This is a genomic window from Nocardia glycosmidis (genome assembly GCF_052545115.1).
On sequence record NZ_JBQWRH010000005.1, the window covers coordinates 188,668 to 214,162 of the forward strand.

At 67.8% G+C, this 25,495-nt stretch carries 25 protein-coding genes and 1 pseudogene; 11 read left to right on the forward strand and 15 right to left on the reverse strand.

The window, feature by feature from the left end:
- Positions 1-13: 13 nt before the first annotated feature.
- Together ACT86A_RS08635 and ACT86A_RS08640 are read right to left on the reverse strand one after the other, a co-directional pair.
- Positions 14-2,779 (reverse strand): transglycosylase domain-containing protein, encoded by a 2,766-nt coding sequence (locus tag ACT86A_RS08635; RefSeq protein ID WP_445091483.1) that lies wholly within the window; start codon positions 2,777-2,779, stop codon positions 14-16.
- Positions 2,780-2,900: 121 nt separating this feature from the next.
- A complete protein-coding gene (locus tag ACT86A_RS08640) occupies positions 2,901-3,320 on the reverse strand; it encodes a DUF5318 domain-containing protein (protein ID WP_445091484.1) in 420 nt (139 codons plus the stop codon).
- A gap of 206 nt (positions 3,321-3,526) precedes the next feature.
- Here ACT86A_RS08640 and ACT86A_RS08645 point away from each other — a divergent pair.
- The 4 genes and pseudogenes from ACT86A_RS08645 to ACT86A_RS08660 form a co-directional block, all read left to right on the forward strand.
- A pseudogene (locus tag ACT86A_RS08645) lies at positions 3,527-3,595 on the forward strand (hypothetical protein); the annotation flags it as partial.
- 6 nt (positions 3,596-3,601) lie between these two features.
- The gene (locus ACT86A_RS08650; protein WP_508104362.1) at positions 3,602-3,895 is read left to right on the forward strand and encodes a DUF1707 domain-containing protein; all 294 of its coding nucleotides are present in this window, start codon (positions 3,602-3,604) and stop codon (positions 3,893-3,895) included.
- Between the two features lie 219 nt (positions 3,896-4,114).
- On the forward strand, positions 4,115-4,672 hold the full coding sequence (locus ACT86A_RS08655; protein ID WP_445091626.1) for a PadR family transcriptional regulator: 558 nt from the start codon (positions 4,115-4,117) through the stop codon (positions 4,670-4,672).
- Positions 4,665-5,765 carry an inositol-3-phosphate synthase gene (locus ACT86A_RS08660; RefSeq protein WP_445091486.1) on the forward strand — a complete coding sequence of 367 codons (1,101 nt, stop codon included), beginning with the start codon at positions 4,665-4,667 and terminating at the stop codon, positions 5,763-5,765. Before ACT86A_RS08655 ends, ACT86A_RS08660 begins: the two co-directional genes overlap by 8 nt.
- 62 nt (positions 5,766-5,827) lie before the next feature.
- On the opposite strand, the gene ACT86A_RS08665 is transcribed toward ACT86A_RS08660, so the two are convergent.
- The 8 genes from ACT86A_RS08665 to ACT86A_RS08700 form a co-directional block, all read right to left on the reverse strand.
- A complete protein-coding gene (locus ACT86A_RS08665; RefSeq protein WP_445091487.1) occupies positions 5,828-6,097 on the reverse strand; it encodes a type II toxin-antitoxin system RelE family toxin in 270 nt (89 codons plus the stop codon).
- Positions 6,094-6,351 carry a type II toxin-antitoxin system Phd/YefM family antitoxin gene (locus ACT86A_RS08670; RefSeq protein ID WP_445091488.1) on the reverse strand — a complete coding sequence of 86 codons (258 nt, stop codon included), beginning with the start codon at positions 6,349-6,351 and terminating at the stop codon, positions 6,094-6,096. Before ACT86A_RS08670 ends, ACT86A_RS08665 begins: the two co-directional genes overlap by 4 nt.
- A gap of 40 nt (positions 6,352-6,391) precedes the next feature.
- On the reverse strand, positions 6,392-6,817 hold the full coding sequence (locus ACT86A_RS08675) for a GyrI-like domain-containing protein (RefSeq protein WP_445091489.1): 426 nt from the start codon (positions 6,815-6,817) through the stop codon (positions 6,392-6,394).
- A gap of 9 nt (positions 6,818-6,826) precedes the next feature.
- On the reverse strand, positions 6,827-7,285 hold the full coding sequence (locus tag ACT86A_RS08680; protein ID WP_445091490.1) for a GyrI-like domain-containing protein: 459 nt from the start codon (positions 7,283-7,285) through the stop codon (positions 6,827-6,829).
- A 250-nt stretch (positions 7,286-7,535) separates the two neighbouring features.
- Positions 7,536-9,815, reverse strand: coding sequence for a transglycosylase domain-containing protein (locus tag ACT86A_RS08685; RefSeq protein WP_445091491.1), 2,280 nt, complete (start codon positions 9,813-9,815; stop codon positions 7,536-7,538).
- A 220-nt stretch (positions 9,816-10,035) separates the two neighbouring features.
- Positions 10,036-10,935, reverse strand: coding sequence for a carbohydrate ABC transporter permease (locus ACT86A_RS08690; protein WP_445091492.1), 900 nt, complete (start codon positions 10,933-10,935; stop codon positions 10,036-10,038).
- 70 nt (positions 10,936-11,005) lie between these two features.
- Positions 11,006-11,965 carry a carbohydrate ABC transporter permease gene (locus ACT86A_RS08695; protein WP_445091627.1) on the reverse strand — a complete coding sequence of 320 codons (960 nt, stop codon included), beginning with the start codon at positions 11,963-11,965 and terminating at the stop codon, positions 11,006-11,008.
- 114 nt (positions 11,966-12,079) lie between these two features.
- Positions 12,080-13,381 (reverse strand): ABC transporter substrate-binding protein, encoded by a 1,302-nt coding sequence (locus ACT86A_RS08700; RefSeq protein ID WP_445091628.1) that lies wholly within the window; start codon positions 13,379-13,381, stop codon positions 12,080-12,082.
- Between the two features lie 150 nt (positions 13,382-13,531).
- Between ACT86A_RS08700 and ACT86A_RS08705 the strand changes: the two genes are divergently transcribed.
- Together ACT86A_RS08705 and ACT86A_RS08710 are read left to right on the forward strand one after the other, a co-directional pair.
- Entirely contained in the window at positions 13,532-14,356 is an 825-nt protein-coding gene (locus tag ACT86A_RS08705) for a DUF2786 domain-containing protein (protein WP_445091629.1), read from the forward strand.
- A gap of 103 nt (positions 14,357-14,459) precedes the next feature.
- On the forward strand, positions 14,460-14,975 hold the full coding sequence (locus ACT86A_RS08710; protein WP_445091493.1) for a TIGR04338 family metallohydrolase: 516 nt from the start codon (positions 14,460-14,462) through the stop codon (positions 14,973-14,975).
- Between the two features lie 13 nt (positions 14,976-14,988).
- Here ACT86A_RS08710 and ACT86A_RS08715 read toward each other — a convergent pair whose 3' ends face one another.
- Together ACT86A_RS08715 and ACT86A_RS08720 are read right to left on the reverse strand one after the other, a co-directional pair.
- Positions 14,989-15,975 (reverse strand): o-succinylbenzoate synthase, encoded by a 987-nt coding sequence (locus tag ACT86A_RS08715; RefSeq protein ID WP_445091494.1) that lies wholly within the window; start codon positions 15,973-15,975, stop codon positions 14,989-14,991.
- Between the two features lie 385 nt (positions 15,976-16,360).
- Positions 16,361-17,440 carry an ABC transporter ATP-binding protein gene (locus tag ACT86A_RS08720; RefSeq protein WP_445091495.1) on the reverse strand — a complete coding sequence of 360 codons (1,080 nt, stop codon included), beginning with the start codon at positions 17,438-17,440 and terminating at the stop codon, positions 16,361-16,363.
- A gap of 190 nt (positions 17,441-17,630) precedes the next feature.
- On the opposite strand from ACT86A_RS08720, the gene ACT86A_RS08725 reads away from it, so the two are divergent.
- The 5 genes from ACT86A_RS08725 (at position 17,631) to ACT86A_RS08745 (ending at position 22,088) form a co-directional block, all read left to right on the forward strand.
- Positions 17,631-18,425, forward strand: coding sequence for an LLM class F420-dependent oxidoreductase (locus ACT86A_RS08725; RefSeq protein ID WP_445091496.1), 795 nt, complete (start codon positions 17,631-17,633; stop codon positions 18,423-18,425).
- A 149-nt stretch (positions 18,426-18,574) separates the two neighbouring features.
- Positions 18,575-20,368 carry an ABC transporter substrate-binding protein/permease gene (locus ACT86A_RS08730; RefSeq protein WP_445091497.1) on the forward strand — a complete coding sequence of 598 codons (1,794 nt, stop codon included), beginning with the start codon at positions 18,575-18,577 and terminating at the stop codon, positions 20,366-20,368.
- Positions 20,369-21,094, forward strand: a complete 726-nt coding sequence (locus ACT86A_RS08735) for an amino acid ABC transporter ATP-binding protein (protein ID WP_445091498.1) — start codon at positions 20,369-20,371, stop codon at positions 21,092-21,094. It abuts the gene before it with no gap.
- Positions 21,095-21,203: 109 nt separating this feature from the next.
- Complete coding sequence (locus ACT86A_RS08740) at positions 21,204-21,500, forward strand: hypothetical protein (protein ID WP_445091499.1); 297 nt, start codon at positions 21,204-21,206, stop codon at positions 21,498-21,500.
- 183 nt (positions 21,501-21,683) lie between these two features.
- Positions 21,684-22,088 carry a nitroreductase/quinone reductase family protein gene (locus tag ACT86A_RS08745; protein WP_445091500.1) on the forward strand — a complete coding sequence of 135 codons (405 nt, stop codon included), beginning with the start codon at positions 21,684-21,686 and terminating at the stop codon, positions 22,086-22,088.
- Positions 22,089-22,162: 74 nt separating this feature from the next.
- Here the strand turns inward: ACT86A_RS08745 and ACT86A_RS08750 are convergent, their stop codons facing one another.
- The 3 genes from ACT86A_RS08750 to ACT86A_RS08760 form a co-directional block, all read right to left on the reverse strand.
- The gene (locus ACT86A_RS08750; protein WP_445091501.1) at positions 22,163-22,372 is read right to left on the reverse strand and encodes a hypothetical protein; all 210 of its coding nucleotides are present in this window, start codon (positions 22,370-22,372) and stop codon (positions 22,163-22,165) included.
- Positions 22,373-22,696: 324 nt separating this feature from the next.
- Positions 22,697-23,929, reverse strand: coding sequence for a CHAT domain-containing protein (locus ACT86A_RS08755; protein ID WP_445091502.1), 1,233 nt, complete (start codon positions 23,927-23,929; stop codon positions 22,697-22,699).
- Positions 23,930-23,967: 38 nt separating this feature from the next.
- Positions 23,968-25,494, reverse strand: coding sequence for a tetratricopeptide repeat protein (locus tag ACT86A_RS08760; protein WP_445091503.1), 1,527 nt, complete (start codon positions 25,492-25,494; stop codon positions 23,968-23,970).
- Between the last annotated feature and the right edge of the window lies 1 nt (position 25,495).

The following is a 25,495-nucleotide window of genomic DNA, read 5'->3' on the forward strand; positions in this document are numbered from 1 at the left end:
ACGGAACCCGAGGCTACCGGCCCCGGGTCGGGGGTGCTCCGCTCGTCCCCGCGTCGTTGCCGTTGCCGTTGTTGCCCGCGCGTGGCGCGCCGGTGGCGCTCGGCGACGAACCGTCGCTGGGTGCTACGGGCTGGCCGGGCAGCGGACCCGGGCCCGAGTCCGACTCACGCTGCTGCTGTGGGCGCGGTTGCTGCGGGGCAGGCTGGACGCCGGGGACCGGGATGGTGATACCGGGCAGGATCTCGACCTGCGTCGGCGCGATCACGACCGGCGGCAGCAGCGGCGCCTCCGTGGTCGACGGCGGTGTGTACGGTGCGGACCACGCGGGCACACCGGCTTGGCCCTTGATCGGAGCCGGCTTCGGGAAGGTCTCCTTGGCCGTACCGTCCAGGGCGCCGTCCATGGTGGCCTTCCAGATATCCGATGGCAGACCGGAGCCGTAGATCATGCCGCCGCTGTAGTTGAACAGCGCTGTGTTGTCGATGGAGCCGACCCACACGGCCGTCGACAACGACGGGGTGTACCCGACCATCCAGGCGTCCTTGTTGTTGTTGGTATCGCCGAGCTGGACGGTACCGGTCTTGGCCGCCGAGTCGCGACCGCCGGCCAGATTGTGGTTGCGCGAATAGGCCGCGATCGGCTTCATGGCGTCGGTCACGTTGTCGGCCACCGCCGCGGAGACTCGCTGTTCACCGGCCACATCGCCACGGTCGAGCAGGACCTGCCCATCCGCGGTAACCACCTTCGTGACGAAATGCGGTGCGTGGTAGACGCCGGAGGCGGCCAGCGTCGCGTAGGCCGAGGCCATATCGAGCACCCGGGCCTGGTACTGACCGAGCACGATGCCGTTGTTCGGCGGGGAGCCGTCCGGCTCGACCAGACTCTTGCCGACGCCCGGAATGGTCTCCGGAATGCCGAGCTTGTGCGCCATATCGGCGATCTTCTGCGGACCGTTCGGCATATCCAGCTCCATTCGATAGAAGCTGGTGTTCAGCGAACGCTTGAGCGCCTCGGCGATGGTGCACGTTCCGCACTGTTCGTTTCCGACGTTCGAGATCGAGATGCCGTGCACCGTGATCGGCGAACTGTCATACAACTCCGACAGCGGTTTGCCCAACTCCAGGTTTGCCGCCAGACCGAAGGCCTTGAATGAGGATCCCGGCTGCAGACCGGCATTGGCGAAGTCGTAGCCCTGACCGTCGTTACCGCCGTAATAGGCGCGCACCGCGCCGGTATGCGGATCGATCGAGACCACGGCGGTGCGCAGCTGCTGCGGCTCGCCGTCCATCTTCTTGGTCGCCGCGTCGACCGCCGCCTGCTGGGCCTTCGGGTCGATCGTGGTGGTGATCTGCAGACCGGCGGTGTTCAGCTGCTGCTCGCTGATGCCCGCCGCGGCGAGTTCCTTGAGCACCTGCGTCTTGATCAAGCCCTCGGGCCCGGAGCCCCCGTCCTTGTCCTTGGTGGACGCCAGCGGGACCACCTTCGGGAACTGCAGGCTCTGCCGCTCGGCCGCGGCCAGGTTGCCGCCGGAGACCATGCCGTCGAGCACGTAATTCCAGCGGGTCTTCGCGCCTTCCGGATTCTTCTCCGGGTCCAGGCCGGACGGCTGCTGGATGGTCGCGGCGAGCACCGCGCCCTCGGCGACGGTCAGCTCGTGTACCGGCTTGCCGAAATAGGCCTTCGCGGCGGCGTCGATGCCGTAGGCGCCGCGACCGAAGTAGATGGTGTTCAGATAGGCGGCGAGGATCTCGTCCTTGCTCCACTGCCGCGCCATCTTGGCCGAGATGACCAGCTCATGCAGCTTACGGGTCAGCGAGCGCTCGTCACCGACCAGCGCGTTCTTCACGTACTGCTGGGTGATCGTCGAGCCACCACCAGCGCTTTCCTTACCGAGGACGTTGTCCCTGGCGGCCCGCGCGAAGCCGGAGATCGAGAAACCGGGGTTGGTGTAGAAATCCCGGTCCTCGGCCGCCATCACCGCGTTGCGCACGTGCGGCGGGATCTGGTCGATCGTGACGTCGGTCCGGTTGCCTTCCGGCGGAACGACTTTGCTGACCACCGTGGTGCCGTCGGCGGCCAGGATGGTCGCGACCTGGTTGGTCTTCAGGTCGCCCGGCTGCGGCACCGACACGGTCGTGTACGCGGCCAGGAAGAGGCCGCTGGGCACCAAGATGACGAGCGCGACGAAAACGTAGAGGGTCCGGCGGACGATGCGCCACGGCGACTTCTTCTTCCGCGTGGGCCGACGCCGACCCGGCCCATCGGAGCCGTCGCCGCCACCGCCACCGCCACCCCGGCGCGGCGGAGGGCCGGATGGCGGGCCGGCCGCGGTCTGCCTGCGTTCGCCGGTGGTCGGCCCGGCTCCGGGAGCCCGGCGGCCGTTGCGATCGACGACCGGGCGTTGGCCGGTGACCGGTCGGGGACCGGTGGCGGGACCACGCCGGGTGCGCTCGGCCGCCGCCCCGGGCAGCGCGTCGCGCTGGATCTTCTGGGTCGCCTGGGGCCCGGGTGCGCCGGCATCGGTCGGGCGACGATTCGGCTGCGGCGGCCTGCCCTGCTGGATCGGGCGCCCCTGCGGTGGGGGGCCGGGACGGCGCGGCGGCTGCGGGCCGCGCGGCTGGCCGGGGAGCGGCGCGCCGGGCGGAGGGCCGGGACGCGCGCCGGGCGGGGGCCCGGGACGGGGATTCTGGTATGGGTTGGGACCGGGGGGCGAACTGCGTTGCGGACGGCTGCCACGTGGTTCATCGCCGTAGGGGGAAGTCTCGTAGGGCGAATTCACTGACAAGATCTCCATAACTCGTAGCGGTCCGGGTGGCTATCGGCGGTGCTCATCGCGGTGGTCGTCGCAGTGGACACAGATCGGCGCCGCGAGTCACCCGCGGGGCAGATGACCAGGCCTTTCATTCGGCAGCGGTGCGCTGGTTCGTGCGTGTTCCGGTTCGGCGGCGCGGCGGTGCCGGCGCGGAACCGAGCACATAGGACTGCACCAGATGATTCCAGCTGCAGGTCCGGCATACCTCGACGACATGGACCGAGAACTCCTCGCGGGTCTCGGCGAGGCGCGTGAGCTCCTCGGGTGTGCGAGCCGATCCGGCGACCGGTCCGAGGCCGTCGCCGTAGACCCACGATACGAGGGTCAGCTGCTCTTTCCGGCAGATTGGGCATGTGACCTCGCTCCCCCGGCCGTGGAACTTCGCCGCACGCAAGAGATAAGGATTCGCATCACACACCTCGGCGACATCGACACGGCCCGCATAGACGTCAGCCAGCAGCGACCGCCGCCGGAGGGCGTAGTCGACCACTTGCCGCTGAATTCGCACGAGAACCAGAGTAGCGGTGTTCCCGTCGGGCTGCCCCGGGCTATGCGGATCGGCCGGTCGGCCACCTGTGTGCGTACCGGCGCGTCGCGTCCCGGGCCGGACTGCGATCCGCCTGTGTTCACTCCCGCATCCGAGCGCGTGACCTCGACCGCGCCGACGCGTCGAGCCTGCTGGACGCCGCGTACGCCGAGTGACAGCTCGGCGCCGACGAGTACCACGACCGAATCGCGCACGCGGCGGCGGCGACAACGCTCGGCGAACTGACCGCGCTCACCGCGGACCTGCAAACTCCCGCCGCCGCGCGGGGATTCGCCGCGAATAGCTCGTCATCGACGCGAAAAGTCTTGCGCGGCTCGGGATCCGGTGGAAGTTATCCCGGTCACACCAAGGCGCGAGATGTCGATCGCACCGCTACCGGTGAGCTGCTCGACCGCGCCCGCGCCGAGGGTCAGCTGTCCGAAGAAGAGCACGACATCCTCGTCGAGCTCGTCGCGCAGGCGCGGACACTCGGCCGTGCGCTCGCCGACGCGGCGACGATCGTTCGAGTTCCCGGTGGTGCCGGGCAGCGTCGTTGACCGCGGGCCGGTGCTGGATATTTTCGTCGAGGGCAAAAGGCAGCTCCTGCGGCGATATGACGGTCTCTTTCGCGGGCGAGCCACTCGCAGTCCATCCGCCCTCTCGCTGAACTCGCTTCGTCCACCCTCGGGGCGCGGCTGTGCACAGATGTATCGCTCCGATATAGTGGAAGGTCGCATCCATCGGTTAGGTCTGAACACAGTCAGGGGGTGAAGCCCGTGCTCGAACTGGCAATTCTCGGGCTGCTCCTCGAATCGCCCATGCACGGCTACGAGCTGCGCAAGCGGCTGACCGGCCTGCTCGGGGCGTTTCGCGCTTTCTCTTACGGATCGCTCTACCCGACGCTGCGCCGCATGCAGGCGGACGGGTTGATCGCCGAGGAGATTCCTGCGGGCGCGACGGCACGCCGTGCGCGACGGGTTTACCAACTGACGTCGGCTGGGCGGGAGCGGTTCAACGAATTGCTCGCCGACACCGGTCCGCAGAACTACACCGACGACGGCTTCGGCGTTCATCTCGCCTTCTTCAGCCGCACCCCCGCGGAGGCGCGGATGCGGATTCTGGAGGGCAGGCGGCGTCAGGTCGAGGAGCGCCGAGAGGGGCTCCGGGAGGCGGTCAAGAAGGCCAGTGGGTCCTTGGATCGCTATACCCGGCAGCTTCATCAACTCGGACTCGAATCAAGCGAGCGCGAAGTGCGCTGGCTGAACGAGTTGATTGCGGCGGAGCAATCGACGAAGGCGGCACCACAGAAAGAGGGAAATATCGGCCATGAGTGACGTCAAGAAAGCTGACCACGCCACAGAAGTTCGCGTTGCCATCGTAGGTGTGGGCAACTGCGCCTCCTCGCTGGTCCAGGGCGTGCAGTACTACAAGGACGCGGATGAGTCCACGACCGTTCCCGGGCTGATGCATGTGAAGTTCGGGCCGTACCACGTTCGCGACGTCAAGTTCGTCGCCGCATTCGACGTGGACGCGAAGAAGGTCGGCTTCGACCTGGCCGAGGCGATCTTCGCCAGCGAGAACAACACGATCAAGATCTCCGACGTGCCGCCGAGCGACGTCGTCGTCCAGCGCGGCCCCACCCTGGACGGTATCGGCAAGTACTACGCCGAGACCATCGAGCTGTCCGAGGCCGACCCGGTCGACGTGGTGCGGGTGCTGCAGGACAACAACGTCGACGTGCTGGTGTCCTACCTGCCGGTGGGCTCGGAGGAAGCCGACAAGTTCTACGCGCAGTGCGCGATCGACGCGGGTGTGGCGTTCGTGAACGCGCTGCCGGTGTTCATCGCCTCCGACCCGGTATGGGCGCAGAAGTTCATCGAGGCCGGTGTGCCGATCGTCGGCGACGACATCAAGAGCCAGGTCGGCGCGACCATCACCCACCGCGTGATGGCCAAGCTGTTCGAAGATCGCGGCGTCCAGCTCGACCGCACCATGCAGCTCAACGTCGGCGGCAACATGGACTTCAAGAACATGCTCGAGCGCGAGCGCCTGGAGTCCAAGAAGATCTCCAAGACGCAGGCCGTCACCAGCAACCTCAAGAAGGAGCTCGGCGCAAACGACGTGCACATCGGCCCGTCCGACCACGTCGGCTGGCTCGACGACCGCAAGTGGGCCTACGTCCGCCTGGAGGGCCGTGCCTTCGGTGACGTGCCGCTGAACCTGGAGTACAAGCTCGAGGTGTGGGACTCGCCGAACTCGGCCGGCATCATCATCGACGCGGTGCGCGCGGCGAAGATCGCCAAGGATCGCGGCATCGGCGGACCGGTCATCCCGGCCTCGGCCTACCTCATGAAGTCCCCGCCCCAGCAGCTGGCCGATGACATCGCCCGCGCCCAGCTCGAAGCCTTCATCATCGGCGCGGAGTAATCACCGCGCTGTGTCATGAGGTCGGCCGAAGGCGAAACACCTTCGGCCGACCTGCCGAGGATCTACAGGCCCCGGTAGACATCCTTTCGCCAGCCGAGTTTCACCACGAGGATCACCAGCACGCCGTTGTCCACCCGGTAGGCGACCCGGTATCTGCCGACCCGCAGACGGAACAGATCGTCGTGGCCGGACAGCTTCTTCACGTCTGAACCAGGGGCGTAAGGGTCCTCGCCCAGCGCCGTGAGCGCAGTGAGAATTCGCATCGCGTCCGGACGTTCGATCGCCCGCAATTCCCGGCGCGCGGAGTCCAGGAACTGGAAGCGGTACTTCACTGCGAGTCGTCCTCGAACAGGTCGGCCAGCACTTCTGCCATGGTGAAGGTCGGCTCATCGGCCGCGAGCCTGGCCTTGGCTTCGCGCGCGAGCATTTCATCCTCGGCCGCGTCGAACGCCTCCACCACGGACAGTGGCACCAGCGCCGCGGCGGGGGCGCCGTCCCGCAAGATGATCACCTGCTCGCCGGATTCGGCTTCGCGGATGTGGGCGGCGAGGTTGGCGCGCAGCTCGCGGATGCTGATCTCGGACATGGGAATAGTGTACACGCATTTGTGTACACGCCTGGGGGGCTCAGTCCAGCGAGACGTAGACCTCCACAGAAGCCGGGCCGGTGTAGCGCTCGACCTCGGCGGTGTGGGAGCGAGTGATGGTTCCCGCGTTCTCCGCCTTCGCCACGTGGGCCCATGCGGTGCGCAGCAGGTCGTAGGGCTTGTCGGCGACGACGAATTTGGCGTATCGGCCCGGCGGGATGAGGGTGAGCACGTCGCCCTGATCCAGGTCGTCGAGCGCGGCGAGTTCGTAGCCGAGCACGGCGACGGCATGGTCGTTCTGGCCGATGTAGGCGGCCACCCGTGGCACGCTCTTGTCCCGCGCCAGATACCGGTCCCAGGTGAAGTTGATCAGGTCGAGGTCGCGCGCGGCCACCTCGCGGCCCGCGAGTGGCACGGTGAGGCCCGCGACCATGCTCTGCTCCAATGTGACGATCTCGAAATCCACTGTCTGTTCCTACTCGTCGACCTGATCGTCCGCCAATGCCACGAAGACCTCCGCCGTCCGCGTGTCGGGATAGTGCTCCCAGTCGCCGGTATAGGCGCGCACCAGGCGGCCTGCGGCCTCCGCGTCCCATACCGCGCGCCAAATGCTCACGACGGTGTCGCCGAGGTTGTCGCCGCTGGCGATGAACCGGGCGAACCGCCCGGCGGGCACCCGGGCGAGCACGTCACCGGGCAGCAGATCGGCCAGGCTGCGGCAGCGGTAGCCGACCACATGGGTCAGGTACGAATTGATCTCCGGCGCATGGTCGACGTATGCCGTGGTCGGCGGCCCGGGCAGCTTGCGAGCCAGGTTGCGCTTCCAGGCCTGTTCGACTTTCGCGCGGCGCGGTCCCTCGACCGCTAGCGCGGGGCTGCGAAGCACCGTTCCCGCCACCAGCGTCTCGGGTTGGTCAACGACATTGAAATCCACCGGCGTAGCCCCTATGTCTCGTCTGTCTTCAATTGGCGTCGCTCCCGGTGCCCTCCATGATGACGCAGGCTACCGCCTCCGGGCGCCCGTCGCTCGCGTCGCTGTCGTCGCTCGAGCGCATATCCTTCCGCATCGTTTGCACGGTTTCGGCGTCGGCCCATCCGACGCACTCGCTGCGCGCTCTCACTCTGGCAAACGATGCTGCCATGTCGTGCGCTCCGCCGGGGCGCGGAAGGTCACAGCATCATCGCTATCCCGGCACCGGAATGCTCAGTCCCGGGAAAATCTCGACTTCCCGAGGCGGCTGGGTAGTCGGCGGGATGACCGCCGCGGGTTCGCGTTGCGGCGACTGCTGTGGTGGATTCAGGATGTCGTAGGTTCCGCCGGAGGGCTTGCCCTGGTTCGGCGGTGCGGGGGTACCGGGGAACTGTTCGATCGGGGTGCCGTCGAGCGCGTCGTCCATGGCCTGTTTCCAGATGTCGGACGGCAGGCCGGAGCCATAGATGTCGGCACCACCTGCGGTACGGATCGGCTGCGACTGCTCGGTGCCGATCCATACCGCGGTGGACAGCGACGGCGTGAAGCCGATCATCCATGCGTCCTTGTTCGCGGCGTCCTTGTTCGCAGTGCTCTCGCCGAGCTGGGTGGTGCCGGTCTTCGCGGCCGACGGACGGTTGCCCTGCAGCCCATGCCCGTTGGAGTAGGCCGCGATCGGCGTCATCGCCCGAACGGTGTTCTGCGCGATCGTCGGCGCGATGCGCTGTCGGCCCGCCGGCAGCTGCTCGCCGACCCGCTGGTCCGGGGCGCCGCCGCGGTCGAGCAGCACCCGCCCGTCACCGGTCACCACCCGTTGCACGAAGTACGGCTGGTGATAGACGCCCGACGCACCGATCGTGGCGTACGCCGAGGCCATATCGATGGGCCGGACCAGATATTGGCCCAGAACGATACCGTTCAGCGGTTTTTCGCCGTTTTCGGTCAGGGTCTTGCCCGCGACGCCGGGCAGGTCCTCGGGGATGCCCGCCGCGTGCGCGGCGTCGGCGATGGACTGAGGGCCGTCGGACATCGACATGGTCAATCGGTAGAAGCTGGTGTTCAGCGAGCGCTTCAGCGCTTCGGCCATGGTGCATTTGCCGCACGACTCGCCGTCCACATTGGTGATCCGGGTGTTGTTGTCGGTCAACGGGGCGCTGTCCAGCACACGCGACAGCGGAATGCTCTGCTGCTGCGCGGCGATCACGGCGAAGACCTTGAATGCCGATCCGGTCTGCAAGGGCGCCTGAGCGAAGTCGAAGCCGATGCCGTCGTGGCCGCCGAAGTAGGCGCGAACCGCGCCGGAGCGTGGGTCGATCGACACCACCGCGGCGCGAAGCTCCGGCGGCTGAGCAGCGAGCCGATCACGCACCGCGCCCACTACGGCGCGTTGGGCTCTGGCGTCGATGGTGGTGGTGATCTGCAATGCGCCGGTGTTCAGCTCGCGTTCGCTGATGCCGGCGGCGCGCAACTCACGCACCACCTGGTTGCGGATCAGACCCTCCGGGCCGCGGGTCACGTTGTCGTCCGGGATCTCGGCGGCTGGGATGATCGGCGGAAACATGGTCGCGTCGCGATCACCCGGCGCCAGCACGCCCATCTCCACCATGCCGTCGAGCACATAGCGCCAGCGCGCCTTCAGATCCGGGAGGTGGGTCTCCGGATCCAAGATCGACGGCGTCCTGATCAACGCCGCCAGCACCGCACCCTCGGCGAGGGTCAGCTGGTTCACCTGTTTGTCGAAGTACGCCTTGGCGGCCGAGGCGATTCCGTAGGACCCGCGGCCGTAATAAATGGTGTTGAGATAGGCGGCGAGGATATCGTCCTTGCTCCACTGCTGGGCCATCTTCGCCGCGATGATCAGCTCACGTAGCTTGCGAGTGACCGTGCGCTCGGAACCGAGCAGCGCGTTCTTCACATACTGCTGGGTGATCGTGGATCCGCCGCCCGCGTTGTCCCGCCCGAGCAGGTTGTCCCGGACGGCGCGCAGGAAGCCCGAGGTCGAGTAGCCGGGATTGGTGTAGAAATCGCGATCCTCGGCGGAAAGCACAGCGTCGCGGACCGGCTGCGGCACCTGCGCCAGCGAGATCGGCGTCCGATTGCCCTCCGGCGGAACGACCTTCGCGATCACGGTGCTGCCGTCGGCGGCGAGGACGGTGGCGATCTGGTTACCCTGCATCGCCGTCGGGTCCGGTATCTCGGCGCTCCAGTACGCCAGGACCGAGAGCAGCGCGGGCACCACACCGAACAGGATGAACAGGGCGAGCAGCAGGCGCCGGACACGCTCGGCCCTGCTGCGCGGCCGCCGCTGCGGAGCTGGCGTGGGATGCTGCTGCTTTCCGTGCGCCGTGTGCTGCTTACGTCGCGTCTGCGGGTTCCACTTCAGCGCTTGCGTCCGCCCGCTCCGGCCCGCGGTCGAGGAATGCAGTGCGGGCCGGGAATTCCTCTTGGCGCCGCGTGTGCGCCCCGGCCGCTTGCGGAACGAGCTCACGATCATCTCCTCCCGGAGTGTCGGACGAACCCACCTGCACGAACCCGATCGGAAAAGAGTATTGAACAGCTGAGCCTACCGTGTGCCTGATCAGCGGGTCAGCGGCTACCGGAACATCCGTACGCCGCGCTGACCCTGTTACGGGACTACATTGCTCAACTACCGTTTTCGAGCGACGGGAGCCCCAAGGGAGCCGCGAACCCGCCGCGCCCGCGCGGCAAAAGACTCAGCTCTTCACGCCGCCCGCGGTGAGGCCGGAGATGATTCGGCGCTGGAAGATCAGGACCATGACGACCAGCGGGATGGTGACGATGGTGCCTGCTGCCATGATCGCCGCGTACGGCTGTACCAGGGGGTTGTTGCCGGAGAAGCGGGCGATCGCGACGGTGACGGGTTCGGTCTTGTCGCTGGAAAGCAAACGGGCCAGCAGGTATTCGTTGACGGCCGCGATGAACGCCAGGATCGCGGTGGTGAACACGGCGGGAGCGGCGAGCGGTAGCATGACCAGACGGAAGGCCTGCATCTTGGTCGCGCCGTCGATCCGTGCCGCTTCCTCGAGTTCCCAGGGCAGTTCGGCGAAGAACGAGGCGAGGATGTAGACGGTCATCGGCAGCACGAACGAGATGTTCGGGATGATCATCGCCTGGTACTCGCCGATCCAGCCGAGGTTGGTGAACAGCTGGAACAGCGGGGTCACCAGGACGACCACGGGGAACATCGAGGCGCTCAGGATCAGTCCGGAGACCACGTACTTGCCCCGGAAGGTGAGCCGGGCCAGCGCGTACGCGGCGAACACGCCGATCACCAAGGCGACGGCCGTGGTCACCGCGCCGATGACGACGCTGTTCACCAGCGCCTTGCCGAAGTCGTTGCCGCGACTGGTGTCGAACGCGTTGCGGAAGTTCTCCAACGTGACGTGGGTCGGCCAGGGCGTGTTGTCGAAGGTGTAGTCGGGGTCGCGGAACGCGGTGACCGCCATCCAGTAGAACGGCGCGAGCCCCCAGACCAGCACGATCACCGCACCGAGGTACAGCCGCACCGACCTGAGCCGTTTGGTCCGCGCAACCGGCCGCGCGGCGGTCTCAGCCGGCTGCGCGGCGGGCTTTTTCGTCGTCTGCACGGACATCAGTGTGCCTCCGGGGTATTGCGGGACACCCGCACCCGGCCGGACCGGGCGAGCGCTTCGCGACGGCGTCTCATCCGGCCCTCCGCTGCTCTTCCTGAGTGCGAACCGCGTTCGCGCCCAGGACCTTCACCAGCACGAACGCCACCGCGAAGATCAAAAGGAAGGTGATCGTGGACAACGCGGCCGCGCTGTTGGGACCTTGGCGAACCTGCTCGACCACCAGGATCGACACCGTGCGGGTGGACGGGTTGCCCAGCGTCATGATCGCGGGCAGATCGTACATGCGCAGCGCGTCCATGGCGCGGAACAGCACCGCCACCAGCAGGGCCGGTTTCAGCAGCGGAAGCGTGATCTGGGTGAACCGCTGCCAGGCCGAGGCGCCGTCGACCCGCGCCGCCTCGTACACGTCGGCCGGGATCACCTGCAGGCCGGCGAGCAGTAACAGCGCCATGAAGGGCGTGGTCTTCCAGACGTCGGCCGCGATCACCGCGAACCGTGCCGGCCACGTGTCGGAGGTCCACAGGATGTGCGTGCCGAGGACCCGGTTCACCACGCCGTCGTACTGGAACATGAACTCCCACAGCCGTGCCGTGACGGCGGTCGGGATGGCCCATGGAATCAGCACGGCGGCGCGTAGCAGCGCCCTGCCGCGGAAGGTCTTGCCCATCACCATGGCCATGCCGAGGCCGAGGGTCAGCTCGAGCCCGACCGTCACGACCGTGAAGAACAGCGTGATCCCGATGGCCAGCCAGAATTGCGAGCCCAGGTTGCCGGTCGGGCAGGACACCAGCTCGCCGGTCGGGACCTGGCACTGCTGTAGCAGCCAGTGGGTGTAGTTCGAGAACCCGGCACTGCCGCCCTCGACGAACATGCCGGTGGCCGGGTCGAGCCCGGAGTCCTTCTGGAACGACATCCACAGCGCCCGGACCACCGGATACCCGATGACGACCGCGAGCGCGAGCAGCACCGGCGTGACGAACAGCCAGGCTTTACCGGAGCGCCGCAGCTCCAACGCTATCGTCGCGGCGATGCCGCGTCCGGCCGGAACAAAATTGTCGTCTTTCGGCGCGATAGTCGCCGTTCCCGAAGGATCCGACACCGTCTCTCTCTCCTGCGGGCTCGTCGGGTCCGTTGCGCTCATCGCTTACGATCCGGCGGTCTCGATGCCCTTCTGCATACCGGTGATCGCGTCATCGACGGACTTGGTTCCGTTCAACGCAGCATAGGCGTTGTCCTGGATGGCCTTGGACACCGCCGAATAGAACGGAGTCACCGGGCGCGGCACCGCGCTGGCGATGGAGTCCTTGAGCGCGGGCAGATACGGCATCTTCGCGATCAGCGCCGGATCGTCGTACATCGACGCGCGGACCGAAGGCAGCGCGCCGGCGGCGACGATGTGCTGTGCCTCCTCGCTGATCAGGAAGCGCAGGAAGTCCAGCGCGGTGGCCTTGTTCTTGGAGAACGCGCTGATCGCCGCGTTGTAGCCGCCGAGGGTGGAGGCGCCGACGCCGTTCTCGCCCGGCAGCGGGGCGACCGCGAACTTGTCTTTCACCGTGGAGGCCTCGCCGCCGACATCACCGAAGGTGGACGGCCAGGACCGCAGGAACAGCAGCTTGCCCTGGGCGAAGGCGTTGCTGGACTCCGGCTCCTTGAACGTGATGGCTTCCTTCGGGATGTCGCCGTTGTTGTACGCGTCGACCAGGACTTTCAGTCCGGCGCGCGACTGCGGGCTGTTCACCGTGGGAGTCTTGCCGTCGGCGCCGACGAAGCTGCCGCCGTAGGCGTTGATGACCTCGGCCGCGTTCACGGTCAGGCCCTCGTAGGGCGCGAACTGGCCCGCGTAGCAGCCGATGTTCTGCTCCCGCGCGATGTGGCACTGGCCGAGCATCTCGTTCCAGGTCTTGGGCGGGTTGGGCACCAGATCTTTGCGGTAGAACAGCAGGCCGCCATTGGTGTTGCGGGGCGCGGCGTACAGGGTGTTGTTGTACGTGGCGCTGGTGACCGGCGGAGACAGCAGCGCGGTGGTGTCGATGGCGAAGGAGTCCTTCAGCGGCTGGATCCACCCTTTGGCGGCGAACTCGGCCGTCCACGGCACGTCCAGGGCGACCACGTCGTAGTTGGACTGCTTGGAGCGCATGTGCTCGACCAAATCGTCGTATTGCTGCGAGGCGTCGTTCGACTGCTCTTTGAACGTCACCTGCTCGTCGGGGTGGACGGCGTTCCAGCGCTCGATCAACTGTTTGACCGCGCCGGTCTCGGTGGTGTCCTTGCCCTCGACGTAGGTGATCGGGCCGCGTCCGGTGAGGTTCTGGCTGATCGGGCTGCCGCTGTTATCGCTGGAGCAGGCACTGGTGAACGTCGCGGTCAGCAGCGCGACCGCGGCGGCCGCCATCGCGGCCCGCGGCCCGAGCGACGAACGTAGGGTCGACACCTTCTTCGCATCCATCGCAAACACTCCAGGATCGTACGTGAGCGGCAGCACACCCTGCCGGTGCACAAGGCAAGATACATGGTGTCGCTGCGGCACGCCGGACAGTGGCGGGAAGTCATCGCTACGCTGACGGTGATGATTTCGCCGAACGCGGTTCCCGATCGGATGCTCACACGCATCGGCGGACTGCTGCGCAAGGCCGAGTCCACCGACAACGAGCACGAGGCCGAAGCGTTCCTCGCCGCGGCTCAGCGGCTGGCCACGAAGTCCTCCATCGATCTCGCGGTGGCGCGCGCACACATCGCGGGACGTGAGCGCAGGCCGACTCCGGTGCAGCGGATCATTCCGATCGGTGCGCCGGGCAAGCGTGGATTGCGCACCTACGTCCAGCTGTTCGTCGCGATCGCCGCGGCCAACGACGTGCGCTGCGATGTCGCCAGGACCTCGACGCAGGTGTACGCCTATGGTTTCGACTCCGACATCGACACGTGCGAGGCGCTGTACGCCAGCCTGCTGGTGCAGATGGTGCGGGCGTCCGATCAGTACATCAAGTCGGGGGCCTACCGGTCGGCCACCGTGGCGAAGGTTGTCGTGGAGACGCGCTGGGGACGCCAGGTTCGGCGGCGGGTGCAGGTGCCGGTCGCGGGCGTGACGGCACGGCTGAACTTCCAGCTGGCCTTCGCCGCGCGGATCGGACGACGGCTGGCGCAAGTGAAGGCGGAAGTCGAAGCGGAAGTGTTGCCCGAGGGCGCCGGCGCAGCCGGCACCGCCGTGGCGCTGCGCGACAAAGAGCTCGAGCTCACCGATTTCTACGCGCGGACATCGCAGGCGCGCGGCACCTGGCGCGGGCCGCAGGAGTCGACGGGGCATTCGACGGCGGCGCGGGCGGCCGGGGATCGCGCGGGCCGAGCCGCACGGATCGGCACCTCGCCCGAATTGCCCTCTGCCCGTGGACAATTGACCTCTCCCGAGGGGCTCGGGTCGGCATGAGGGATGCGGGGCGTCCGGCCCGAGGACCCGTTCGCGTTCAATCGGCCGACTCGCCCGCAGAACACTGCGGTTCGACCACGCAAGCGATCGTGGAGCAGCGTTGATGGCCGTGCGCGACAGTCAGCGCGCCAAGGTATACGACGCCGAACAGTTGGTGCGCGGGGCGTTCGATCGAGCCGAGGAGCATGGCGTGCGCACCGTCGAGCTGTACGGCTCGCAGCTCACCTTGCCTATCGAGCGCCGCTTCGCCTCGGTGGCGTCCGTGCAGAGCTACGCGGACCAGGTGCTGGCCCTCAACTGGGTTCGGGCGCGGTGGGAGCGGTCCGGCGCGCCGGTGCGCGTCCGTGCCCGCTCGGGTATGACCGCCGCGCACTACGAGGCTGCCGAGGCCGTCCTCGCGGTTCCATTACATACCGGCGGCACCGCGTGGGCGCTGCGCGAACTGGTGATCCTGCACGAACTCGCGCATCATCTGGAATCGGCGCCCGCGTCCGTCGCGGCGCACGGACCGGAATTCTGCGACCGATATGTGGAACTTGTCGACGGTGTCGTCGGCCCGGAAGCGGCGCTGCTGCTGCGCACCACCATGCTCGGCTGCGGCGTGCGACTCGTGGCCTGATTTTCCGGCTGCGCTATCGCTGCGGCGATGCCGACGGGAGCAGGGCCGAGACGCGGGCCAGCCGCTCCTGCCACCATGCGGTGCGGTCGGGATCGCGGTGGCGGTGGCGTTCCAGCAGGTCGGGGTCCGGCTGGGGCGCAGTGCGCAGGACCGGGAGATAGCCATCGACCGGGCGTAGCGAGCCCGGTGTCACGTCGCCGGTGAGCAGGCTCAAAGTGCCTAGGCCGCAGGCGAAGTCGAGCTCCGGCAGCGCACCGGCCAGAGCCAGCTGGGCGGCGAGCCCGACGCTGGTCTCCAGCGCGGAGGACACCACGCAGGGCAGGCCCGCGGCCTCGGCCACCTGGAGGGCGCGGCGGACGCCCCCGAGCGGCGTGCACTTGAGCACGGCGATATCGGCGGCGCCGGCGACCGCCACCCGCAACGGGTCCTCGGCGCGGCGGATGGATTCGTCGGCGGCGATGCGGACGTCGACGCGGCGGCGCACCGCGGCGAGTTCCTCGATGGTCCGGCACGGCTGTTCGACGTACTCCAGACCACCGGCGGCCTTATCGATCCGAGTGATGTGACGCACCGCGGTGTCCACATCCCAGACCGCGTTGGCGTCGACCCGGATCGCGCCGTTGCGGCCGAGCGCGTCGCGCACCGCCGCCACCCGGGCCAGATCCTCGGCGAGCGATGCGGGATGGTCGGCGACCTTCACCTTGACCGTGCGGCAACCGGACCGCGCGACGATCGCGTGCGCCTCGTCCGGATCGACGGCCGGCACGGTGCAGTTGATCGGGATCCGGTTGCGCACCGGCTCGGGCCAGCCCACCGTGACCTGCTCGACGGCGGTGGCCAGCCACCCGGCGGCCTCCTGGTCGTCGTATTCCGGGAACGGACAGAATTCGCCCCATCCGAGCGGGCCGTGGATCAGCATCCCCTCCCGCACCGTGATGCCGCGGAATCGGGTGCGCATCGGAATGGCGTAGACGAGGGTCTGCGCTGCGAAATCGCTCATTGGCGATCAGCTTATTCCGCCATGCGGTGGTTGCGCGGTAAGCCGCTGGTCGGCTTCTGCTCCTGGTCGTGCTCGGCTCGAAATGAGCGCGGCACGCGCCCGAGGCGGGCACCGCGCGCTCGTTCACAACCGTTCGAGGATGGCGGCCGGGAGATCGAACTCGACGAGCTGGGTGTGCGGCTCAACCAGGAATATCTCCGGGAGCTGCGGAAACGCCGGTCTGGCGGGGAGGCTGAGGTGGCGCCGTCCAGACGCGGCTGAGGCCCGCGGATCGGAGGGCGTACTGCGGTGGACGGACGCGGTCGGACAGACGTACCCGGCAGTGGATGTCATCGACCGCCCGCTCGCCGGACCGGTTGGGCGAGCGGGCCTTTCGGCGTCCTGCTCAGTCGAGCCGACGGCCGTCGGTGGCGAAGAAGTAGATGTGCTCGGGGTCGGTGGTCAGCCGGAGGGTGGTGCCCCTGGCCGGCGGATTGCGCCAATCCGCCCGTGCCACAATCGTTTCCCGGGCGCCACTGGTCCCGTCCGCGGCGGTACGGCCGTAGATGTAGGCGTCGGAGCCGAGTTCCTCCACCACATCGACCTCCATCTCGATGCCGGAGCCGCCGCCCAGCTCGAAATGCTCGGGCCGGATGCCGACCGTCACGGTGGCCCCCGCCGCGTCGGCGACCGAGCGCGGCAGCGTGACCGCGTGGCCGCCCAGCACGATCCGGCCATCGGTGACCGGCAGCGTGAACAGGTTCATCGCGGGCGAGCCCATGAAGCCCGCGACGAACACGTTGGCCGGATCGCGATACAGGTCCCGCGGCGTGGCGCACTGCTGCAGCAGCCCGTCCTTCATCACCGCGACCCGATCGCCCATGGTCATCGCCTCGACCTGGTCGTGCGTGACGTACACCGTGGTGGTGGCGAGCCTGCGCTGCAACTGCGCGATCTGGGTGCGGGTCTGCACCCGCAGCTTCGCATCCAGGTTGGACAGCGGCTCGTCCATCAGGAACACCTGTGGCTGGCGGACGATCGCGCGGCCCATCGCGACCCGCTGACGCTGCCCGCCGGACAGCGCCTTCGGCTTGCGGTTCAGGTAGGGCTCCAGATCGAGCAGCTTCGCCGCTTCCAGCACCCGCCTGTCCTTCTCCGCCTTGGCGACCTTGGCCAGCTTCAGCGCGAAACCCATGTTCTCCGCGACGGTCATGTGCGGGTAGAGCGCGTAGTTCTGGAACACCATGGCGATATCACGTTCTTTGGGCTCGGCGTGTGTCACGTCGCTCGCGCCGATCATGATGCGGCCGTCGTTGACCTCCTCCAGTCCCGCGAGCATGCGCAGCGACGTCGATTTCCCGCAGCCGGACGGACCGACCAGCACGAGGAACTCACCGTCCGCGATTTCCAGATTCAGCCGATCCACCGCGGGTTGGGCGGCTCCGGGGTAGAGCCGCGTCGCGTGGTCGAAGGTCACAGTGGCCATGACGAATGCACATCCCATCCCGGCAGGAACGTGCCGGACGATCCGAGTAAGGGCGGGACGATCCTACTGGGTTGTCGTGGCTCCTACCGCGCTGCCGACCGGGTTCGCCGCCGTTGAGCACGCATATGCGCGGATCCGGCCGCGCCGGTAGCCTCGGACCGGGAATTCGCCCGAGCGTCGAGGAGTACGCATGAGTCGTCCAGTTCGTATCGGAGTTCAGCTGCAGCCGCAGCATGCGCCGGACTACGGGCTCATCCGCGACGCGGTGCTGCGGTCCGAGGACGCGGGCGTCGACATCGTGTTCAACTGGGACCATTTCTACCCGCTCAGCGGCGACCCGGACGGCGCGCACTTCGAGTGCTGGACGATGCTGGGCGCGTTCGCCGAGCAGACCGAGCGGGTCGAGATCGGCGCGCTGGTCACCGGGGGTGGCTACCGTAATCCGGACCTGCTCGCCGACATGGCGCGCACGGTCGACCACATCAGCGGTGGCCGGCTCATTCTCGGCATCGGCGCGGGCTGGTTCGAGAAGGATTACGACGAGTACGGTTACGACTTCGGCACGCCGGGCAGCAGGCTCGCGCTGCTGAAGGAGAACCTGGCCCGGATCACCGCCCGGCTGGCCGAGCTCAATCCGCAGCCGACCCGCGACATCCCGATCCTGATCGGCGGTGGCGGCGAGAAGAAGACGTTGCGGCTGGTCGCCGAGTACGCCGACATCTGGCACACCTTCGCCGACCTGGATGCGCTCGCGCACAAGAACCAGGTGCTCGCCGAGCATTGCGCCGCCGTCGGCGCCGATCAGGCGCGTATCGAACGCTCGGTGCAGTGGCCGGGCGCGGCGCAGGCGCCGAGCTTCGTGGCGGCGGGCGTGACCACCTTCACCGTCGGAGTCGGCGGACCGGACTACGACCTCAGCGAGGTCACCGCAGCCGTTCGGTGGCGCGACGAGGTCAACCCGGAACCCGTCAGCGGAATCGCCTGAGCCGGATTGCCGGCGAACCGGTAGCCGGCGGCGTGCCGTTCGGATCAGCGTGATCGGAAGTCGCTGCCGCCGCGCGGCCAAGGGATATCCCGGTACCCGGCTCGAGGTAGCTGTGGAGTAGCGGTTTCCCGCGGCTAGGGTTGTCCGTCATGGCTGTTCTGCCCGCTGTGCGGTCTCGTGCGCTGATCGCCGTGATATTGATCGCCGTCGGTCTGAGCGCAACTGCGTGCGGTTCCGGCTCCGACGACGCGTCCACCGAACGCAACCTCTGCGCACCGCCCGGCCGAGCCGCCGCGTCCGCCGCGCCGACCAACCTGGCCTCCTCGGCCACCGCGGGCGCCGACCGCTACACCACCGCGACTACCCCGCCGCCGGCATCGATCGACGTCTCGAAGCTCGGGTTGATCACGCCCGGCAAGCTCAGCGTCGGCACGCTCTCGGACGCGCCGCCGAGCATCTGCGTCAACGGGCAGGGCACGTTCACCGGCTTCGACAACGAGCTGCTGAAGGCGATCGGCGCCGAGCTCGGCCTCCAAGTGGAGTTCTCCGGCACCGAGTTCGCCGGGCTGCTCGCCCAGGTGGCCGGCGGACGGTTCGATGTCGGCTCGTCGAACATCACCACCACCGACGCGCGCCGCCAGCTGGTCGGATTCACCAACGGCTACGACTTCGGCTACTTCTCCCTGGTCGTACCGAATGGCGGTGCCATCAAGGGGTTTTCCGATCTCAATCGCGGCACGCGGATCGCCGTGGTGCAGGGTACGGTGCAGGACGAGTTCGTGGTCAACCAACTGCATCTGGACCCGGTGAAGTTCCCCGACTACAACACCGCCTACGCCAACCTGAAGTCCGGCCAGGTGGACGCGTGGGTCGCGCCGTCCGCCCAGGCGGTGGGGACGGTCCAGCCCGGTGACGGAATCTCGGTGTCCCAGAACACCTTCAGCCTGGACAACTTCGTCGGCTACGCGGTCGCCAAGCACAACCAGCCCCTGATCGACGCGCTCAACAGCGGTTTGGACGCGGTGATCGCGGACGGCACGTATGCCCGGCTCTACAGCGACTGGGTGCCGAGGGAATTGCCGCGTGGCTGGAAGCCGGGCTCCAAGGCCGCACCGGCGCCGCAGCTGCCGGACTTCGCCGCTCTCGCCGCGAGCAAACAGCCGGGCCAGACCGAGCAGAACGCACCGAAATCCACGGTGCAACAGTTGCGGGACACGTTCTTCGATTGGTCGTTGTACCGCAAGGCTTTCCCCGACCTGATCAAGACCGGCCTGCCGAATACCCTGATCCTCGCGGTGGTCTCCGGTGTGCTCGGCACCCTGTTGGGCATGCTGCTCGCGGTCGCCGGAATTTCCCGGACGCGCTGGCTGCGTTGGCCCGCCCGGGTGTACACCGATATCTTCCGCGGACTGCCCGCCGTGGTCATCATCCTGCTGATCGGTCTCGGCGTCGGCCCGGTGGTGCGCAGCCTCACCGGCAACAACCCGTACTGGCTCGGCGCTGTCGCACTCGCGTTGCTCGCCTCGGCCTACATCGGCGAGATCTTCCGCTCCGGTATCCAATCGGTCGAGGCGGGGCAACTGGAAGCGGCGCGTGCCATCGGTTTCGGTTACCGGCAGGCGATGACGCTGGTGGTGATCCCGCAGGGCGTGCGCCGGGTGCTACCGGCCTTGATGAACCAGTTCATCGCCCTGATCAAGGATTCCTCGCTGATCTATTTCCTCGGTCTGCTCGCCACCCAGCGTGAACTGTTCGCGGTCGGGCGCGACCTCAACGCGCAGACCGGCAACCTGTCGCCGCTGGTCGCCGCGGGGCTGGTCTATCTACTGCTGACCATCCCGCTCACCCACCTGGTGAACTACCTCGACCGGCGGATGCGCACCGGCCCCGACCGGCCGATCGACCCGATCGAGACCGCCACGATCACGGAAGGGCGCGGATAGATGAGTGCCTCCCTCACCGGTACCGGACTGCACCTGACGCTGGGGCGCAACCCGGTGCTGCGCGGCATCGACATCCAGGTCGACGCGGGTAAGACCGTCACCGTCATCGGGCCGTCCGGCTCGGGCAAATCGACGCTGCTGCGGGTGCTGAATCGGCTGTACGAGCCGGATCAGGGCGATGTGCTGCTGGACGGCAAGTCCGTGCTCGCCGAGAATCCGGACCGGCTGCGCCAGCGCATCGGCCTGGTCTTCCAGCACTTCAATCTCTTTCCGCACAAGACTGTGGCGGAGAATGTCGCGCTCGGGCCGCGCAAGCTGCGCGGATTGTCCAAGGACCAGGCTCGGGCGCTGGCCGTCGAGCAGCTGGAAATCGTCGGACTGGCGCAGCAGGCCGACACCAGGCCCGCCAACCTGTCCGGCGGCCAACAGCAGCGGGTCGCGATCGCGCGGGCGCTGGCCATGCGGCCGGAGATCATGTTCTTCGACGAGGCCACCTCGGCGCTGGACCCCGAGCTGGTCAAGGGGGTGCTGACGCTGATGACCGAGCTCGCCTCCGGTGGCATGTCGATGGTCGTGGTGACGCACGAAATGGGCTTCGCGCGCACGGTGTCCGACAGTGTGGTGTTCATGGACCAGGGGCAGGTGGTGGAGACCGGCTCCCCGGACGCCCTGTTCGACAATCCGCAGACGCCGCGGTTGCAGAGATTTCTCGCTCAGGTGCTCTGAGTCGGCCCCCGCCCACAGGCATACAGACAGCAATCTCAATTAATGCGTAGCTGCTAATGTATCGGGTATCACGATTCCAGCTATCCGACGTAGGAAAGAGGGGATTTCGATGACCGCAGCACACGCCCAGCACACCGGCCACGATCACGTACACGGCCCGGACTGCGGCCACACGGCTGTCCGGCACGGCGATCACATCGACTACGCCCATGACGGTCACCTGCACCGGGAACACGAGGGTCACTACGACGAGTGCGAGCAGTCGAAGCACATCGAGTGCACCGATCATCCGCATCAGCACGGACCCAACTGCGGCCATGACGCCGTGCAGCACGGTGACCACGTCGACTACCTGCACGACGGCCACCGCCACGCCGCCCACGACGGCCACTTCGACGAGCACTGACTCCGCACCGGCCCGGGGTCCTCGGGCCGGTGCCCTCCGATTGTTCCGCCGCGGGTGCGCAGGCCAATAGCGTGGCGTGGCGGTCTTGCGCAGGTCGAGATGCTAATCCGCGCATTTTGCGGACGTGGCCGGTGTGCAGAGGGAAAGCTGAGCATGGTCCACCACATCCGAGGGAGGTGAACCATGGACGTCAAGGAAATCAATCGCCGAACGATCGCTCAGTTCCGTGCGGGCGGCGAGATCGAGGGTCTGCAACGCGACCGCTTGGTCCTGCTGACCACGATCGGCCGCCGCCGCGGCGCTCCACACACCACCCCGATGATGTACCACCGCGACGGCGATCGCCTCCTGGTCGTCGGCTCCAACGCCGGCGCGCCGAAGCACCCGGACTGGTACCTGAACCTGCGCGAAAATCCGCATGTGACGGTCGAGGTGAGCGAGCAGACCTACCCGGCGCTGGCCGCCACGCTCACCGGTGACGACCGCGCGGTGACCTGGGCCGTGCTCAAGAACACCTACCCGTTCTTCGCGGAGCACGAAATGCAGACCGCTCGCCTGATTCCGGTGGTCGCGCTGACTCCGGCCTGACGCCACCTCGCTGCCCGGAGAACTGTGGCCGGCCGAAACTCCGATGCCGATCGGATCGGCGTCCGGTGCTCGGTTCAGTGCGGGTGCACCGGTGCGCCGCGCCGGTTCGCGGCGATTTCGAGCAGGGCCACCAGGTTTTCCGGGTCCACAGGTTCGATGACTCCGTCGGGAACTGCCAGTTCGGTGAGCTGGTGGCCAGTGGGACTCAGGGGTGGGGCGTGGTCGGGTTGTCCGAGAATGGTCGCGATGTTCCCGTCGGTGTCGTAGACGGCGTAGTAACGCATGAGCGGGCTCCTCAGTGGCCGGTCGAGACGGTCATCCGAATGGTGTAGCTACTCCTGATCAGAAACACGCTGTGCTCGAAGGTGTCCGAGCTTATCGAGCTGTTCGGTGCCACGTGCCGGATTCACCGGGCCGTATTTACCGGATAGCGGCTTCCCGTGACTCCGGTGTGCTGGTTCCAGCTCCTTACGGTGCCGCCCACATCCTCGGGTGCGCACGCGTAGCGAGTACCCGTTTTCGCCCGGATTGTGCAGCCGCGGTGCAGGTAGAGCGGTCTATTGAGGCATGATCCGCGGTTTGCCCGCATGCCGTTGGTCCGGCGCGCCCTACGCGGCGCACACGGTCGCGAACGCCGCCCAGAGCACCGGCGAGTGCACGATCGCGCCGGTGTCGCGCCAGGCGGCCAACTGGGTGCGCTGCCAATCGGCGAGCACGGACACCGGGTCGGGCTGTTCGTGCGCGCCGTCGATGGCGCAGATGGCCTGTTGGAGCGGGCGGGCTTCGGGCGGCGCGCCCGCGATGCGCTGGAAGGCGAGGTCGGTCGGCAGGGCCCACCGGCTTGCGGTGACCAGCTCGGCGCCGCCGCTGATCATCGCGGAGGTCAGGCCGAGCGCTTCGCTGAATCGCAGGTCGCCGCCGCTCTCACAGGCGATCAGCGCGACCCGGCTCGGCACCGGCCACAGTTGGGGCCCGGTGCGCGGATCGGCATCGATCGTATGCGTGCCCAGCAGCAGATCCTTGGCCGACAGTGGCCGGTGGGTGCGGGTGGGCTCGGCGAAACCGATCGTTTCGGCTGTGCAGCACAGATGCAGTTCGGCGTCCTCGCTGCGGCCGGATTCCGGCGCGGCCGCGGTGACGTGACCGACGTAGATCATGCGGCCGGCTCCCTCGCGCAACGTAGCACCGAGCCAGGTGCGATCCACATCGGTTCGGCGGAAAATCTCGACCGGGTCCTCGACCGCGGGCCGAAGCCTGCCGCGCCGGGCATAGTCCGCGACGCGCTCGGTGAGTGGAGCGTCGGCGGTCATCCGGCCGAGCACCGAGCCGAGTGTCGAATCGGCGCGGAACCCGGGGACCCGTGGGTCCAGCACCGCGACGACCGGACTCGCCTGCGTTCGCGTCCAGTCGCGCGCGACGCGACCCGGCGCCTGTACGACGCTCGCGGGGGCGAGCAGGCTGACGTCGGCGATGTCGATCAGCCGGATATCGCGGTCCGGCGCGATCAACTCCCACGGCACCTGCGCGAGGCGCGGCGACGGTTGCAGCCGGATATGCGGGCGCACACCCTGCTGCCATAGTTCGTACAGTTGAGCGGCCAAGCCGTGGGGCAACAGTGCTCGGGAAAGTTCCTGTGCGACAGTGTATTCCCGCTCGTAATCGGCGAATGCTCCGGTGGTCAGCGCGCTTTCCAGGCCGCCCGGCTCGCCTGGCTGTGGCAGCGCGCTCGCGAGCAGCCGCACCGCCCGCATGGCGGATTCTTCCGGCAGCATGCTCGCGCCGCGCGGCGCGCTGTCGTCGACCCACCGCCAGGACACGTACACGTCTCCCGCATCGGCCATTCGGGCGATCACCGTTGGTGTCATATCGACTGTCGGTGTCATATCGTCAGTACCCGGTCGTCGCGGACTACCCGGCCATAGCGTTGTTCGGCGGCGGCGATGAACGGCCCGAGTGCGATCCGGCCTTCCGCGGCCGACATCAGGCGTGGCGGTGGCGCGACCGGCAGACCGGCGCCGGCCGCGACTTCGGCGAGGGCGGCGCCGAGTTGCAGCGCGGCTCTGCCGGGGTGGTCGTCGAACTCCCGGGGCGCTTCGAGCAAGTCGAGCGGGAGTTGGGTAGGCCGGTGGCGCTCGGCGCGTTCGATAGCCAAAGTAGTTCCCGCACATTGTGTTTCAATGAGGTCGGCGAGCAGTGGCCCGTTGCCGGATAGATAGGCGAACCGGAAAGCCAACCGCATGGCCGGATCGGCGATCTGCCGGTTCCACTGCTCACGCTGGGTGCCGTTGGGCAAGGTGTAGCGCACCGCATCGATCGCCAGGGCGGCCGGAACAGCGAGGCCGACCGCGTGCGCGAGCATTTCCCCGGTGGGCGTCTCGGTCGCGGCGATCGCCTCGTCGAGCAGCGTCGCGTGCCAGAAATCGAGCTGGGCGCAGTGCAGTCCGAGGCCGCGCTCGGCGTAGGTCGCGAACGCCGTGGCGAGCAGGTCCTCACACTCGGCGAGGCGCCCCGTCTTGAACGCGATCGTCGACAGGCGCATGCGCAGGTCGGCGGTGTCCAGCACGGCGCCGGACTCGATGAAGTACGCCAGGCTCCGGTTGTAGCAGTCCAGCGCGCTCGCGAAGTCGCCGCGGCCCTCGGCCAGGAATCCCATCGTCTTGAGCCCGATTCCCGCTCGATAGCCGAGACCGGCGCGTTCGAAATACTCCTGGCTCGACCACAGCGGAGCCTGCGCCTGGTCGTATCGCTCGATCCGGACCAGCATGGTCGCGAGGTTCTGTTCGGTCTCGGCGACCGCGTTGCGGTCGCCCACCGACTCGAACGCCGACAGCGCCTGGTTTGCGAAATCGATGGCCAGATCGTGTCGTCCGGTCTCGAAATAGGTCGCGGCGAGATTCAGCAACGGATGGCCGGCCAGATGCGGCGCGAAACGCGTTGCCGCATCGAGCGATTCGGTAGCCAGCTCGGCGGCGTACGCCCAGTTCTGGCGGTGCAGCGCCACCGCGGTCAAAGACAGCAGGCAGGCCACGCGCAGCACGCCGAGGTCGGTGTCGGTGTTGTCGGCGAGCAACGCCCGCGCTTGTTCCAGCGCCGCCTGCGCCTCGTCGAGTTCGCCCAGGTGCTGCAGCGCCTGCGACATGTTGACCAGTGCGTTCGGGCGCAAACGCGGTGCGTGGTCGGGCATTTCGGCCAGTGCCGCGCGATAGAGCCCGAGTGCGGCGGTGTGGTCGCCGAGTTCGTCGGCCATGCTTGCCGCATTGATGATCGCGCCGAGCCGGATGTCGCCGGTGGTCCGGTTCGCGGCGTCCTCGAAGAGCTGCTTGGCCTGCGCCGTCTCGCCGCGGCCGTAGGCGGCGGCGCCTGCGGCGAGCAATTCGCGGCCGTCGCCGGGAACTTCGTCGGTCATG